Origin of the sequence: Streptomyces purpurascens, from assembly GCF_045040895.1 — a bacterium.
Classification (GTDB): Bacteria; Actinomycetota; Actinomycetes; order Streptomycetales; family Streptomycetaceae; genus Streptomyces; species Streptomyces purpurascens.
Genome location: NZ_CP108341.1, coordinates 3,974,294 through 3,989,704 on the forward strand (window position 1 = coordinate 3,974,294; position 15,411 = coordinate 3,989,704).

The window sequence follows — 15,411 nt, forward strand, 5'->3', positions numbered from 1 at the left end:
CGTCTCCCCTGTCGCATGTGGTCCGCCTCACACATGGGACGGTAGGACGCGGTACAACAAGGGTGGGCACGCAAAGTGCGTGCCTTGTACGGGGGCGCTGGGATGGACACTTCAGGCATCGGCCGGCGCATTGCCTACTGGCGAGCCGAGCGCGGCTACACCCAGTCGGACTTCGGTCACCTCATGGGCCAGACGAAGCGCTGGGTGCAGGACATCGAAGGCGGCAAGCGCCAACAGGACCCGCGGCTTTCGGTACTGGTGCGCGCGGCCGAGATCCTCCGCGTCCCCCTGGAGCAGCTCTTGACCGACACTGCGCCACAGCAGCCCGCAGACAACACCCCGCCCGCTGACGCCCTCCGCGTCATCGACGCCCTGTACGGCCCCGGCCGCGACGACGACGTGCCCCCGCGGGATGTTCTGCAACGTCGCCTCGACTACTGCTGCGTGGCTTTCCAGGCCTGCCACTATGCTGCGCTCTCCCGGGACCTGCCCGCATTGATCGGAGATGCCGGGCGGGCGGTGCACGCGGCGCCCGTCGGCGAGCAGGGTGAGGCGCACGCGCTGCTCTCCCGCGTGTACCAGCTCGTCACCTCGTACCTGCATAAGTACGGTGCGGCGACGGCGATCCCGGCGGCGCTCGCCGCTGACCGGGCGCTGGTCGCCGCCGAGCGGTCCGGTGATCCGGTGCAGATGGGCGCGGCTGCCCGGCGGGTCGCGAAGAGCCTCGTCTACCAGCAGCGTCCGGCCGCGGCTGTTGAGTTCGCGACAGCAGCCGCGCTGCGCCTGGCCGACGGGCTCACCGACCGCGGGGCGCTCGGCCTGTCCACCCTCGGAATGCTGTACCTGTCCGCTGCGCTCGCCGAGTCCTCGCAGGAGCGGACTCCCGGGCGCGTCGCGGCGGCGGGCGGGTACGTGGCCGAGGCCGGGGACGTAGCCGCGCGGCAGGGCGCCGACCTGGACGAGGACTACACCCAGTTCGGGCCGACGAACGTCACCTTGCACCGGATGGACGTGCTGCTCCGCTTCGAGGACGGATGGTCCGCGCTCGAAGCGGCAGAGGATGCGAGGCCCGAAGCGCTCGCGGGGATGACCCGGGAGCGGCAGGCCGGGCACCGGGTCGCCATCGCGCGCGCCTCGCTGCTGACCCGACGCAAGGGCGCCGCCGGAGCAGCCCGCCGACGAGTTGGCGCCCGAGGAGGTGCGCGGACGCCCGGAGACGGTGAACCTCGTCAAGGACGTCGTCCGCGTTACCCGGGACCCCGGACCGGCCTTGCGCAGGCTCGCCGAGCATTGTGGACTGCGGGCATGACCCAAGTGCTCTACCTCATCGCCTGCGCCGCTGGCCCGACCCAGCACATTGACGACGGCGTCCGCGCCGCGCAGGACGACGGCTGGGACGTGTGCCTCATCCTCACCCCGTCCGCAGCGACTTGGTGGGAGCCGCGCATGGAGGAACTCGTCGAGCTGACCGGGCACCCGGTTCGGTCGCGGTACAAGCTGCCGTGGGAGAAGGACGCCCTACCGAAGGCCGACGCGATGCTGGTAGCGCCGATGTCGTGCACCACGCTGAACAAGTGGGGGGCCGGCATCTCGGACACTGTCGCCATCGGTATCCCGTCGGAAGCGGTGCACATGGGCGTGCCAGTCGTAGCGATGCCCTACTTCAACCAGGCTCAGGGCGCGCAGCCAGCGGTGGCACGGTCGATTGCCGTCCTGCGCGAGCAGGGCATTCTGGTCCTCGATGGCCCGGACGGATACCAGTCGCACCCTCCGAAGCGGGGGAATCCCCAGGCGTTTCCATGGGGGAAGGCGCTCGCCGGCGTTCGGCGACAGACCGGCGATCGCTGAACCACGGACGTGACGAAACGCCCCCTCCCGCCTGAAGGCGAGAGTGGGAAAGAGCTCTTAAGGGAACTGACGGCGGAGTTCTCCCCGTCACGGAAGCCCGTACGGCCTCTGCACCTCATGCCCATACCCAATCCGATGGACGACCACGGCCACTGACAACCATCAGCTGGGACCGGAGCGTCAGGCAGCACCCGAGACAGGACATGCCCCAGCAGCCCGACTGAGTTACAACTTTCTCTACGGGTTCAAGGCGGTCCGCCTTCGGCGGCCCGCGCGCTGGGGGCCCGGGGCCGCCGCCGCTCCTTGTCTCCGCCACCGCTCCGGCGGCCCCGGCCCGCTCAGCGCGCAGCACGACCAAGCCGAGCAGCCGGATCGGAAAGCGCCCCGACCAGTTCGGGCGCCACAACAAGGACCAGGCCTACGCCGGCCACGCGACGCTGGGCCGTCCAGCCGGCCGCCATGCGATGAACAGGAGGCGTCTCGGTTGCAGGAACAGCGGTGATCTTCGGTGACCGCATCGGTCACGGCCAGGCCACAGAAAGGCGAGGTCCGTGACGATCAACGATGACTTGGCTGATGTAGGTGGATGGTTGCTGGAGGCACACGTGACGGGTGATCGCTCGGCGCACCCGCTGTCGTGGCTGACGTTCGTCGGCCAAGGTCAGAACCCCTCTCACTCGACGACTAGAGCAAGGAACAGCGGCACCCGAACCCGGACATGCCCACCGCCCCCGAAACCATCGGTGTCGGGGTCCCGAAGGGGACTTCCGTGACCGGACCACCCGGGATGCTGACCAGGCGTAGGGGTGGTCCGGTCTTCGTGTTGTCGGCGCGCGCCGTGCGAGCACCACCAGGCGGACCGGTGCGCGCATCACGGCTCAGTGCAGCGCGTCACGTACCTCAAAGATCGTGGGTCTGTCCTCGGGGACGAGGCTGAGCATGGCGTTGACCAGCTCGCCCAGGACGCCGGGCATCTACACACAGTGGCGCCTGCCCTTGGACGCAGCCTTCCTCAGCCCGGTTGGCAGAGCAGTGCTCAAGTACTCGATAGCCCGCCAGCCCACGGCGGAAATGAGCAAGGAAGTTCCGAGCGCGTACAACGCTAACTTCTGCTCAGCACATCGTGTGGACGCAACTGAGGAAGCCAACCGAGTGCGCTCAAATCTTGCCAAAGCCACTGAAGTGCGATTTTAGTCGCTGGGCGTGGACCCCAAACGCTAAGTGCCGTGCTGGTCCAAGAATAATCCGGGAAAGCAGATCGATCGGGGTTATCGCGATAGTGCCTGTCAAGCTGCCGACGGTAAGAGTCGAATGATTGCCACGTTTCCTCTCCTTCTCCCGCTAGTACAATCTCAACAGAGTTCCTTGAGTGGTCTACATCGACCTTCGGCACAAGGCGATAGGATAGTACTGGATGAATACGCTTTTCTGGGGCCGAAAGGGCAAGTTTACCTGTCAGCGTTGCAGGCATTGCGGCGGCACGACTAAGCGAAAATCCGAATCTACTGAAAAAGCTCTTCGTGATTTCTAGATAGGCTTCCAAAGCCCCCTCGTAAACAGCGGTAACTAGTTGGGTCAGTCTTGCTGGTGAGTAAAAATCCCAAACCCACCCTCCCTGCGGTTCCAAGATGTCAGCCCCGGGCCATACGGGAGAGATGCGATCGGAATCATGATTTTCGATGTACTCGAGCGTTAGCGCAAGATCGAGCTTGGTTACCTCTCTTCCCCCTAGCTTGAAAGCATAATTGTCCACCGGGCCATCAATGTCTCTGACTTGTGCTTTTAGCTGCGCGATTTTGGCCAGGATGGAATCGACACGAAATTCGAGTGTATCGAACCTTGAGCTACCCATTAGGCTGCACACAACGAACCATACATGTTCCTTTTCCACCACACTGCCCGCCGGGCACCTCAGGTGGAGCATGTGGGCGATGCTCTTCGCTAGACGCTCCTTCGCTCGATGTTGGGTCCAGTGCCATACCCAGTTCTGATTTCCAGAAATGCGGCTAAAGGAGTAAGGGAAGATAGATGTACTGGCTGGCGGGAATCTAGTAATATGCGCCACCTCGGCATCGATACGTCCTCTCCGCTCCCAGGTGTAGTTGATCGTGCACCCGTCTTCTTCTACTGCTATTCCCAGGGTCCAGTGGCGTTCGATGCTTTCACTGGCATCTACTGGAAAAGCTAAAGGGGCGGCTTGGCCGAGAGCTGAACTCCAAGTGTTGGAGATCGTGTGGATCGATTTTCCGACCTCTTTCCATGAAGGAAGTTCTGGCTCGGTTTCTCGAGAAGTGCCGAGAGAGCTAGCTACTGATGTTTTCACGAGCCAACTGGCAGCCCCGACATTCCACTCTGTCAAGGTCCTCAAAATGGCCGATGATTGGCGTTCGGTTCCTGAGCTGACCGCAAGGGCTAGAACGTATCTCCAGCGTGCGAAGGTGCCCAAGTTCTCCATTGTTTCACGTACAGGGATCTCATCCAACAGCAGAGACTGTGCTGCGAACCATTGTTCAAACACGGGAAGAGAGAATCGTACACCGCTGTTCGTGATATTAACGAAGCGTGATCGCAGCAAAGAACTCCGCAACTCTGCACCGCCGAGTTCAACAAGCTTAATCGGCCGCTGCTCGTTTACTGAAGAGACTGCCAACCGCCGCAGTACAGGCGCGCATTCTTCCCAATCTTCCTTCTGTCGAATCAACGCTTGAGTAACGCAGTGGTCCAGAAGGGCAACAGTAGTTCTCGGTACCCGTTCATCCGTTTGGTAAGCGGAACCCGCCAATAGCGCAAAGAGTGGACGCCTGACGAGTTCCTGCATTTGGGAAGGCCACGTGGACAAATGGATTGAGTGGGCGCCAGAAACCTTCCTAATCAGTTCCGCTGCGGACTCATCGTCCCATTCTGGCGCCTCGACGATGTTAGTGAACCTGGCAGGTATATCCGGACGGCTAGTTGCCAATATCTGAGAATTATTCCACTTTGCGACAAACAGTCCGCACTCTTCGATAAGGCTTGCATTGTTTGTTGCTCGTTCGTCGATTCCGTCTACGACAATTGAAACTCCTAGCTCGCGTAGAACCTCAACGTCGATCCTGCTGACGATTTCCTCTTCTAGGCTACTTCTCACATCTCGAGCGTTGATCCAGAGTGGCCATGCAGAGGTTGCGCACGCGCTGAATTCATGCACGCGATTCATCAGCCACCGAGCCGCCATGTCTGACTTGCCGCTACCGAGTCCACCCGACAAAATGATGAATGTGCCAGCCTCTGCATTTTGCAATCTCTCAGGTAGCTCAGGCTCGATATCGTAAGTGGAACTGACCTGCTCGTCGGTGAGGCCGGGAACAGAGCGAAGTATGCGACGTCGGGCATCGAGCTCCCGAGCGATCATTTCGGAGGCTTCTTCTCTTGAGATATCTGTAAGGCGAGATCTTCCGTCGCTGCGGTCGTAGACGGTTATATTCACGTCGTCCGCAGAGCCGACCTGGATATTGTGACCAGCTATTGAGGATGACGATACAGATAGAGACGGGCCGTCGTTTTCTCCACCTCTGGCGCGCCATTTCATTCCTACTGCTCCTCCAGCTCTACGTCACCGCCACTAGAGCCGATCTGCGTATTGTTTCCGCTAACCGTTGTGTTCGTCAAGGACTGAGAGGTTGTTGTTAGTGGGTTGCCTGTCTGCCCGTCTCGCGGGTTGACTACCGGTGACGTTGTAGCCGTTCCGTAGGTGATTCTTACCGCTCCGCCCGCTGAGCCGATTTGTGTGTTGCTACCAGCGATGGTTGAGTTACTCACGTGCTGTGTGGCGTTGGTTCTAGCCGCTTGCTCGCTCGGAATGAACAGGCCCCAAACAGCTACAGCCAGACTGGCAACGCCCACCATTAGCCCAGCTATGCTCGCGAGTTTGTCTGTCTTATCAAGGCCGACAGATGCTGCGTAGTATCCCCAGGCGATACCGGTCGCCACGAATAGGGATGATCCGACCCACAGTGCTGGTTTTCTTCTCACATGTGTAGTATCCACGGCCTCTGCCGTCGCGGGGGCCGAAACATCAGCGCCGTTAGCCGCTGTCTGACACGGTGCGCAGGGTTGCGGTGCGACGAACGCTGCGCTGCGTCGACGGTGACGAGGGCACACACTGACGGACGGGCGCTTACTGCAGCAGTCCAGGTGCAGGTACTCGGCGACCGGAGCGAGTACGACGCCCGATCCTTCGGATCAGAAGGTCGCACGTCCCTTGAGGTGGCCCAGTCACAGGCCGAGCCGTCTCAGTTTCCGTCTCATTCTGCACCGTTCACGGCCGTTCAGACGGGACCGAAGCCCGTAGCTACTTACACAACCGACTGCCTGTGAACGCAGGTGAACGGCCCTGTACGGGGCCGGCGAGGCACCACCACAGTTGGCAAGCGTGCACCCCCGAGCAACCTCCTTGGGCCACCGTGCACCGCTGCGCGCCGCGGTGCGCCTTCCACAGAGGACATGCGCCCGGCAATCCTGCACTGGTTCGCACAACGGTCGAGACCGGGGGTGGGAGACGTGGCTGGTACGCAGTCCAGGTGTGGAGCACTCACGGAGAAGGGCACTCGGTGCCGACGGCTGGCGATGGTCGGTGCATCGCGATGCAACCTGCACCGGGGCGAGTGGTCGTCGTACACCATCGAGAAGCGCAAGGAAGCCGAACGCAAGGCGAAGACACGCAAGCGTCGCAAGTGACTTTGGCCTGTGTGAGGTGACATCCATGGCTGACATCAACGACAGCGGACAGCAGCGGCGCGGTGCGGTCTGACACGGCCACCGGCCGCCCGCGCAGCACGGGTGGACGGGCGGTCAGACCGAACACCTAAAGCGGGTGTCGCAGGTTCGAATCCTGCCGGGGGCACAGCTTGCATAGCAGGTCAGAGAGTCACGGGCCCCCGTTTCATTCGAACGGGGGGCCTGACTCATGATCGAATGACGCATGGAGTCCAGATCCCCACGAGACCGGTTACGCAGTAGATTCCGGGACAGGCCGCTCGGGAATGCCCGCCTCTGGCAGCGGTGGGCGGTGTGGGCAGGGCTAGAGATGCACCGGTGCCGACCCGATCGGCTGGGCGCCTGCTACAGGCGGTCTAACGGCTGCGGTCCGCCCCGCGCGGCCCGTGAGGGTGGCGGCGGATGTGGACATTGCAGTCGGAGACGCGCGACATGTCGCTCTCTGCCCTGGCGGCCTCCCGTTGGCGGGCGAGCAGTTGGCACTCTGCACAGCCGCTAACGGGCTCCGGCTCGGGGAGCGGCAGCCTCCGGTCTACCGCTCTCTTGTGCCTGTTCACCGGTCTCCTCCTCGTGCGGCGGCGCGGGACGCCTGCCGGTACTCCTCGTGCAGCCGGTCCCGCTCCGCACAGGGGAGGTTCAGATTCGCGCCCTCGCCGTCCATGGCACAGCACGTCCGGCAGGTGGCGCAGTGGTCCGCGAAGCGCACGAACGCGGCTTGTTTGGGCGTCACTTGGAGGGAATCCGCGCGAGCTTCGCACGCGGTCTCGCTCACCCTTCCACCCCCGGGTCCGCGCTGCGCCGTCCGGCGGAGATCTGCCGGGCGACGGCGGGAGGGGAACACAGCGTCGCGGACGAGTTCATCGGCACCGACCAGTACGAGGCACGTGCCGGGGTGCATTCCACGGCGTCCACCTGAGGCACCCCGAGGTAGCTGCCGGGACCGAGGAGCTCCACCCCCATCGCGCGCCAGGCTTCAGCCGCGTGCTGCCACCTCTTCGGCATGCCGGCCGGCACGAGTGCGTAGTACCGAGAATGCCGTGGGTCGCACACGACCGGGCCACCGCCGAGAGCCTGCCCCATGAACGCGTCCAGCTCGGCGGTCTCGGTGCAGGCCGTCAGGGCGATCATCAGCCGCCCGGGGATCCGCACGGCGGAGAAGAGCGTGCCCAGCGGCAGCATCGCCACCTGGTGTTCCTGCCACTCCAGCCGAGCCTGGTCGCGGCTTGGTGTCGGCAGCATCGACAGCAGCCAGTGCGCTGTCGCCAAGTGCCGGTCCGCGGTGGGATGTACGAGCACCCCCGGCCCCGCGGCAACCGGACACAGCACGCCGAGCGCGCCCGACGGGCCTGCTCCTCGATGGGTACTCGCTGGCGAATCGGAGTCCACGACAGCACCTTCCTTATACGCTCAGTAGTTGAGTGGCTACATGGACGGTAGAGAGCCCTGATCAGCGATTGAAGTGACTGGCGGTACGGGTACGGACCGGGACCGCGCGGGGAGAGGTGGGTGTGGTGCCGTCGAGCTCGGGAGAAACCCGGACCGGCAGTAGGGGTAGGCCTTCACGGCCCGGGATCGGGGTCATCTCCGGCTACGTATTCCGCGTCATCCGGGAGCAGCTCGGTCACACGCAGGAGGACATCGCCGAGCAGTTGAAGGTCTCGCCGGACACGATCGCGGGCTGGGAGTCGGGGCGCAGGCCGCTGACCGCGGTGCCGTTGGGGCAGATACTCGTGCACCGGCGCCGGCTGATGCGGATGGGGACCTCGCCGTCCCTGTTGCAGGCCCTTGAGAGGGCGATCGAGGCCGATGTTCTCCTGGCGAGCGCCTTGGACGAGGAAACGCCCGCTGACGAAAGCGCACTCGGGGCCTGGGTCATGCAACGCGACCTTGTCGAGGTCCTCGCCTGGCCGCTCACACGGGTACCACCTCAGCCGGTCCGTGATCTGCCCACGCCTCCACGGCCCCGCCGCGGCCCGGTGCCGTCGGCTCCGGAGCTACCGGCCACCGACCGGCGCCGATTCTTCGCACGGATGCGGGACACCGCAGAGCAGGCGCGAGGCGAGGAACAGTTCCTGCTACGACGCCAAGCGCTGTATCTGTCCGGCTACGACGACCAGGCCGACACCTCCGAATGGCTCGCCCACCAGCAAGCCACCGAACGGCCCAGAGGTCGGCTCATCGACTGGCTCAACGCCCGCTCCGTGGCGGCGGTCGTCACGCGGCAGGGCGATCGCGACCGCATGGGCCACTTCATCGACACGGTCCTGATCGACGATGACCGCGGCGAGGCAGCGAACCTGAATTACTGGGCCTACTGGATCGGCGAGAACCAACACCTCGAGCTGTCCGACGACTTCATCGCCTCTCACACCCCCGGGCCCTGGCCGGGGGACAAACTGCTGTCGCACCTGGCCCATGGGCTGGCGCCTCACCACGGGTACGTAGAGCTGAACATCCACTCGCTCTGGTCCCTGCTCGCCATCAGGCCGAACCTTCTGAAATCGGGCGCTGCGGCCCAGGCCCTGAGCGACCGGCTGCCCGTGATGTTGGATAGCCGGGAACTGTCTGCTCGCGCTCGCCGTGAACTGGACAGCGTCAGGTACGCGATCCGCCTCGCTGAGGCGTGAGAGGGGACTCAACCGTGGCAGAAGAGCTGGCCCAGGTCGCGCGGTTCCTGTACGAAGCGGGAACGCTCAAGCAGTCCAAGCGCACCGGCTGGTGGATGGCTGGAGTACGCGACCCGGAGAGCGTGGCCGAGCACTCCTGGCGCACCTCGCTGATCGCCTCCGTCATCGCCAAGCTGGAAGGGGCGGACCCCGCGCGTGCCGCCTTCCTGGCGGTGTGGCACGACTCGCAGGAGACCCGCACGGGCGACGTCAACCACCTGTCGAAGAAGTACGCGGGCGAGGCAGACCCACAGGCTGTCACGGCCGACCAGGTGACGGGCATGCCCGAGATCCTCGCCGCCACCGTGCGAGAACTGATCGGCGAGTACGAGGCCCGGGAGTCCCCCGAGGCGATCTGCGCCCGAGACGCAGACAAGCTCGAGTGCATGCTGCAGGGCATCGAGTACAAGGCCCAGGGCTACGAACTCGCCCAGCGCTGGATCGACAACAGCCGCAACCGGCTCACCACGAAGACCGCGAACGAACTCGCCGACCAACTCCTCCAGATGGACCCCCTGGACTGGCTGCGCAGCACCATGGGGGAATAGCAACGCCTCCGGACACAACGCAAGGTCCCTCTCGCCTTCTGGAGTGAGAGGGCCTTCGCGTCCCCTGCACCACCTGGACGATTTGACCAGTGCTCTTCCTGCCCCTGGCTCACCGTCGAATCGGCGAACTCCCAGCGTGTGCATACGACTTCAAACCCCGCGCCACCGACTGAGTTACAACTTTCTCTACTGGTTCAAGGCGGCTCGCTCCGCTCCCCGCGCGCGGCCCGGCCCCCGGCCGGGCCTGCGCTCCTGTCTCCGCCCCGCTCCAGCCCGGCCGGCGCCCGTGCCGCGCAGAGAGCAATCAGCCACCTAACGCCAGAGAAGGGGTACGTCGTGGCTGGGGCGGTCGGCTCCACGGCTTTAGAGGTCGTTCTCTTTCCGAACCCCGTGTGCGGATTCCGCTGGTCAGACATGGGATCGCAGCTGTCGCGGAAGTCTCGGCTCGTTGCTGGCCGAGATGTTGTGGGGGTGGCGGATGCCGTCGATGCGGGCGGTTTTGGAAGCCCGGCGGAAGGCCGCGGTGGTGCGGGTGGAGGAGCTCGAAGCCGAACTGGAGCGGGTGCGGACGGACTTGGCGGACGCGGAAGAGGTCCTCAGGCGCCGGGTGATCGGTCTCGAGCAGTATCTGGAGGCACTGGCCGAGGACGAAGCGCCTGCGGCGGTGGCCGCCGGGGTGTCGCGGAGGAAGCCGATCGGACCGCGACGCGCGGTGCCTCATCGGGAGAACGCGTCCGGGGTCGAGGACCTGTCGGTGGACTACCAGGCGGTGATGGCCGCCGCGGCAGAGGCGAAAGCCGACGGGCTGGATGCCCGGCGGACGGCCGTGGTGCTCGGCTGGGACAGCGCCTCTGCTTCCCGCGTCGAGGGTGCGAGAGCACGTCTGAAGAGGCTGGTGGAACGGGGCTGGCTGGTGGAGGTGAAGCCGGGAAGGTTCACGCTGCCGGCATCGGAGCAGGCCCAGGATGCTGATGCTGTCGGGCGGCCAGGCGACGGTTCATGAGTGCGATCATTGACCACCGGATGAAGGCTTCGCTGGTGTCGGTGCGTCGTTCGTAGTCCCGGACCAGGCGTCGGCTGCGAAGGAGCCAGGCGAAGGATCTTTCCACGACCCAGCGGCGGGGCAGTGCCTGGAAGCCGCGGACATCGTCGCGGCGACGGACGACGTCGAGGACGAGCCCGAGGTGCTGAGCAGCCCAATCTTGAAGGTGGCCGCGGTAACCGCCGTCGGCCCAGACTCGCGAAAGCCGTCGCGAGTGACTCCTTGCCGCGGGCAGCAGGATGCGGGCAGCATCCCGGTCGGTCGTGGACGCAGGCGTGACCAGTACGTCCAGCAGGAGTCCGAAGGTGTCGGTGAGCAGATGCCGCTTGCGCCCGTTGATCTTCTTCCCGGCGTCGAATCCCCTTGCGCCGTAAGCCACGGTGGCGTCCGCCTTCACCGACTGGGAGTCCACGACCGCAGCACTCGGCTCCGGTGCACGGCCCTCCGCCCGGCGGACCGCCTGGTGCAGGCGTTCATGCAGTTCGCTCACCAGCCCTGTATCCCGCCAGCGGGCGAAGAAGGCATACACCCGAGGCCAGGGCGGGAAGTCGGACGGCATCGCCCGCCACTTGATGCCGTTGTCGACGAGGTAGCGCACCGCGTCGATCATCTGCCGGTGGCAGTAGCCCTCCGGACGGCCACCGCGGCCCGCCAGCCAGCCCGGAACCGGCAGCAGATCCCGCATCAGGAACCACTCGGCGTCGCTCATGTCCGAGCCGTACTGAGGCCGGCGATCTGGCCGGTCGGCCGCGCTCCCGAACCTGTGGGCGAGGCAGTCACACCCAGGAGTGGACGAACTGGACCCGGCAACGACGACCACGCGACACTTCGACAACAGGGCCTCTTGCTTCTCGCTGGACTCGACAACCGCGAGCTACCAAGAGGCCCTTCTTCCATGCCTGCGCACCGGCCAACTCACCCGAATCAGCATGCTGTTCGAACCCCGCCGACAACGCGAGCGGATAGCGAACAGCCAGTTACGGAGCCACTTTGGCGCGAGCCTCGAAGATCATGGCCCCAACGTCGTGCTTTACCGGGCAGGTCCACAGACTGCCCGACGCGCCGGAAGCTTATGGGGCCATGATCACTCGCGCCAAAGCAGCGCCACCCCAAAGCCGCTCCACCGACCTAGAATTGACCGCCTCACGGCAACCCGCCGCATGCCATTGCCGAGCATTTGGTTCCCACTGGTAATACGCCTGCCTGGTGGCCGACGCGCAGCGTCAGAGTGGGGCACTGTCAAGAGTTGGCAACTCTAGAGCGGCCAGTGGAATAGCTCGAGCAGGCCGCCCTCGGCGCCAAATATCCGGTGCGTACACCATCCATGGCTCACCGGCCTGGTAGAGCAACTCTTCCCACACCCATGCCCGCGTCTCATCCGACCAGAACGGGACGTTCTCTACAACCTCAAAAAGATCCCACGCGAATTCCGTCGCCGCGACAGCGCGGGCGATTTCCCGACGACTTGGCGGCTCTCCCTGGGTCGACAATAGTTTGGCCAGCGGCCAGTGAGCCTGTCCTGGATTCGCTGGTGTGATCCAGTAGGAAGTCAGCGCATCCCACGTGCGGGAGGATTTGCTCTGTCGCGCTATATTCCAACTTAGGTCATGGAAAACATTTTCGTCCAGGAGTCGATGAGCCTGTCCAATGATGTTGTGGGCTGATGGGTCCTCTGCCCTGCTTTGACCAGTCGACCATCGCCAGCGAACCACGCGTGTCGCAATTTCGGCAAATTCCTCATCACTGGGACATTGCGAGAGCGCGTGACACACGGTCGGGAAGGTGAGGTAAGTCTCCTCAGATACTGACATCGCACGAATGAGCTCGCGGACCTGGTGTGGCTCAGGGGCGCCAATTTCGTACTTCAATGCGTAATCACACATGGGCAACAGGACGTTCTCGGCGACATGGGCGCGATAAACTGGGTGCCCTTGCCGGTGGTCATGCCACATATCCCAGACATCACGAGCAAGTGTTGAAATCCGTGTGTCGCGCCTGCCCGGCAGGCTCCAATGCACAGCACCGAAGGGGAATCCACTCACTGCCGCACGATGGCCCAGCGTTCCGTGGGTCAGGTATGTCTCCACGTCGAGAAGGCTCACGCCACTTTCCCTCCAGCGGTCTTCCGCCGTGTACCAGGCGTCGACTGCGACCGCTGATGGCGGTAAAGCGCCGGCCAGCAACTCGTGAAAGGGCCATGGCACATGCTTAACAATGCCCCCGTCCTTCATGTCCGCAAACGCTCTGAGAGGAGCATCCGCTATGCCCGGACCGGAAGCCTCCAGTACCTGGCCTACCAAGGCCCAGGCCGACCAGTGGGGGTGACATTCAGCAGGAGGGGCGGAGAGTCCAGCCGTACTCGACTGCAAGCTCCGCATGGAGCGAGGGCCCGACAGGTGCCAGAGACCTTCAAGTTTCACATTGATTCGGAGCTGTGCACTGCCGCCGTGCAACACTTGCCAGGCTGAGGCGGCCCACCCCTTGGGCAGGCCGACGTCCCGGGCCCCGGATGAACCTCTCACCATGTTTGGATCGGCCTGCCGGATCAGACCGACAAGCTCTTCCGACGTCACAACCTGGGGAACCGCAATGTCCCATAGCAGTTGGGGCAGCACCTCAGGGGCGACGGAATGCACGTACTCTCGTGCAGTCTCAGCGGCCCCTACGTTTCCGTGTTCCGCCAGCTTGTTCAGGAAGCGCCACGCAGCATTCCTATCCCGATCAACGGCCGGGGGGGCATAGAGTGCGCCAGCCAGCTCGACGATGCGCCGATCATCAAAATCGGCGGCCGCCACCTTGGCGAGGGCGTCGTTCCGGTTATCGAGGTCCTCAATGGTCTGCGCGGACGGGATGAGATGGCGACGGTATCGTTCCTCTAGGTCGGGAACGTCCGACAGCAGGTCGATGGCCAGTTCCGCGCCCCGTAGTAGCAGCGCATCGACACCCGCGAACTCCTTCCGGTCGAGCTCGGCGAGCACTGTCACAATGGAGTCGCGTAGATCGCGTTCGGCCAGGCTATCGGTCTCGAATGCTGCCGCACCCATGAACCGCGCCACGTTACGCCACTGCTCCAAAGCTGCAACAGCCCGGAAACGCTCGCGAATGAGGTGCTCGTCAGACGTCCGAACGAGATGGGCTGCGGCCAGGAATTCAGTAAAGGACTTTACCTGGAAGCCAACCTTATCCGAGTCCACACCGACGATAAGGACAAGCCTCTCCCGCGCGAATCTAATTAGCTGATGGACGACATCCGTCTCTTCGTCATCCTCAGCAAGTTCCGTCTCATGTACCAACGAACGGGCGATTTTAGCGAAACTATCTGCGGATATGCCTTTGTGGCTTGAAACCTCGTCGACTGTCGCCAGAATATGGAAGGCGATGCGGCGATGCAGTTCATCTACCAGGTCCCGATATTTTTCTAGGAAGACGCCAAGTTCCCCGCCCCGCCCCTGTTCGCGCACATAGACGTGATGGTAGTAGCGACTGAAGAGGCGGTGCCGACCTGTCGGAGGCAGTCCGCTTTCGGCAAGCAGTGCGACTAGTAGAGCAACATGCAGTGGTGTGTTAAGCAGGTCCAGGATGGCACTCTCACTCCTGGCCACTCGGAAGAGATCCAACAGCCGTTCGCCGTTGTCATCTGAACCCACCAGTACGGCCGCGTGCCGCTCGGCGCCCTCGGAAGTAAGAGGCTCCAGCGACCAGGCTTCAAACTTGTGGGCACGCAGTTCGTCCTCGTATGCCTGGGGCCGCGCTGTGACGAGGATTGCAGTGTTGGCACGCATGATCTGCATGTCATCGGCGATATCCATGACGCATTCGATGACTGCTTTGCGGTGCTGAGGTGACACCTCGTCATAGGCGTCCAAAACCAGGAGTGTCGGCCGACCTTCTACTAGAGAACGGACCTTGTCGATGGAAACTGGAATGTTCAGTATTTGCTCGTGGCTTTTAGCGAGAAAGTGCCACAACGAGCGCTGAGAATCTGTGGCTCGGCTCATGTAGGCGGCCAGAGCCTCGGCCTCAACCCATAGAGGGAAGCGGCTACAGGAGGGTGGGGCAAGATTCAGCCGGTCGAGCAGCCGGCCGACGCGTTCCAGTTCCGCTGCGGCGTGCGGTGAAAGCACGTCGGGGTCAAAGTTTCTTAAGACGGCACAGCGGTGCACCTGAGCCAGCATCTGCACGGCCGTCGTCTTGCCCTGCCCCGGGCCACCCGTAAGAACTGTACGTGATGCTCCTGCTAGCAAGAGCTGCCACTGGAGGAATGGGAACACGGGGTTATCCTGCCTATCGGCGGAGGGATGACCGCCCTGGTCCGGCCGCGAGTCCGGAATGATCCGACAGTTGAGGTCCACGAAGAAATCGGCAAGACTGTACTGGCCCCGGCCCAGAGCAGGGTCAAGTAGCCGGACACGCGAACCGTTTCTCAGCTCCCTCTGGAGCAAGGCCAGCAGATGACGGTCAGTGTACTCAGAATCAGGTCCGCTAGGCGCGCTGCCAGCGGTGATCGTTACATCTCCGAAGAAAACCGCTCCTGGAGCGTTCAGTCCTGATG

9 protein-coding genes and 1 pseudogene are annotated in these 15,411 nt (G+C 63.6%); 5 read left to right on the forward strand and 5 right to left on the reverse strand.

From position 1 onward, the window contains the following. Positions 1–102: 102 nt before the first annotated feature. Positions 103–237 (forward strand): annotated as a pseudogene (locus OHU35_RS17975) (helix-turn-helix domain-containing protein); the annotation flags it as partial. Positions 238–1,305: 1,068 nt separating this feature from the next. After that, positions 1,306–1,848 (forward strand): flavoprotein, encoded by a 543-nt coding sequence (locus OHU35_RS17980; RefSeq protein ID WP_405509261.1) that lies wholly within the window; start codon positions 1,306–1,308, stop codon positions 1,846–1,848. 1,102 nt (positions 1,849–2,950) lie between these two features. Here the strand turns inward: OHU35_RS17980 and OHU35_RS17985 are convergent. The 3 genes from OHU35_RS17985 to OHU35_RS17995 all read right to left on the reverse strand — a co-directional run bounded on the left by OHU35_RS17985 (position 2,951) and on the right by OHU35_RS17995 (position 7,869). Further along, entirely contained in the window at positions 2,951–5,416 is a 2,466-nt protein-coding gene (locus OHU35_RS17985) for a hypothetical protein (RefSeq protein WP_405505946.1), read from the reverse strand. A 1,740-nt stretch (positions 5,417–7,156) separates the two neighbouring features. Next, positions 7,157–7,333, reverse strand: a complete 177-nt coding sequence (locus OHU35_RS17990) for a hypothetical protein (protein WP_405505948.1) — start codon at positions 7,331–7,333, stop codon at positions 7,157–7,159. Between the two features lie 38 nt (positions 7,334–7,371). Beyond that, positions 7,372–7,869 carry a hypothetical protein gene (locus OHU35_RS17995; RefSeq protein WP_405505950.1) on the reverse strand — a complete coding sequence of 166 codons (498 nt, stop codon included), beginning with the start codon at positions 7,867–7,869 and terminating at the stop codon, positions 7,372–7,374. 245 nt (positions 7,870–8,114) lie between these two features. Between OHU35_RS17995 and OHU35_RS18000 the strand changes: the two genes are divergently transcribed. The 3 genes from OHU35_RS18000 to OHU35_RS18010 all read left to right on the forward strand — a co-directional run bounded on the left by OHU35_RS18000 (position 8,115) and on the right by OHU35_RS18010 (position 10,820). Continuing rightward, positions 8,115–9,230 carry a helix-turn-helix domain-containing protein gene (locus OHU35_RS18000; protein WP_405509262.1) on the forward strand — a complete coding sequence of 372 codons (1,116 nt, stop codon included), beginning with the start codon at positions 8,115–8,117 and terminating at the stop codon, positions 9,228–9,230. Between the two features lie 14 nt (positions 9,231–9,244). Next, the gene (locus tag OHU35_RS18005) at positions 9,245–9,817 is read left to right on the forward strand and encodes an HD family hydrolase (protein ID WP_405505952.1); all 573 of its coding nucleotides are present in this window, start codon (positions 9,245–9,247) and stop codon (positions 9,815–9,817) included. A gap of 487 nt (positions 9,818–10,304) precedes the next feature. After that, a complete protein-coding gene (locus OHU35_RS18010) occupies positions 10,305–10,820 on the forward strand; it encodes a hypothetical protein (protein WP_405509263.1) in 516 nt (171 codons plus the stop codon). Here OHU35_RS18010 and OHU35_RS18015 read toward each other — a convergent pair. Next, positions 10,753–11,568: an IS5 family transposase gene (locus OHU35_RS18015; RefSeq protein WP_405505954.1), complete on the reverse strand. Its 816-nt coding sequence runs from the start codon at positions 11,566–11,568 to the stop codon at positions 10,753–10,755. The two genes, OHU35_RS18010 and OHU35_RS18015, sit on opposite strands and share 68 nt — an antisense overlap. Positions 11,569–12,082: 514 nt before the next feature. Continuing rightward, positions 12,083–15,040 carry an NACHT domain-containing protein gene (locus OHU35_RS18020; protein WP_405505956.1) on the reverse strand — a complete coding sequence of 986 codons (2,958 nt, stop codon included), beginning with the start codon at positions 15,038–15,040 and terminating at the stop codon, positions 12,083–12,085. Between the last annotated feature and the right edge of the window lie 371 nt (positions 15,041–15,411).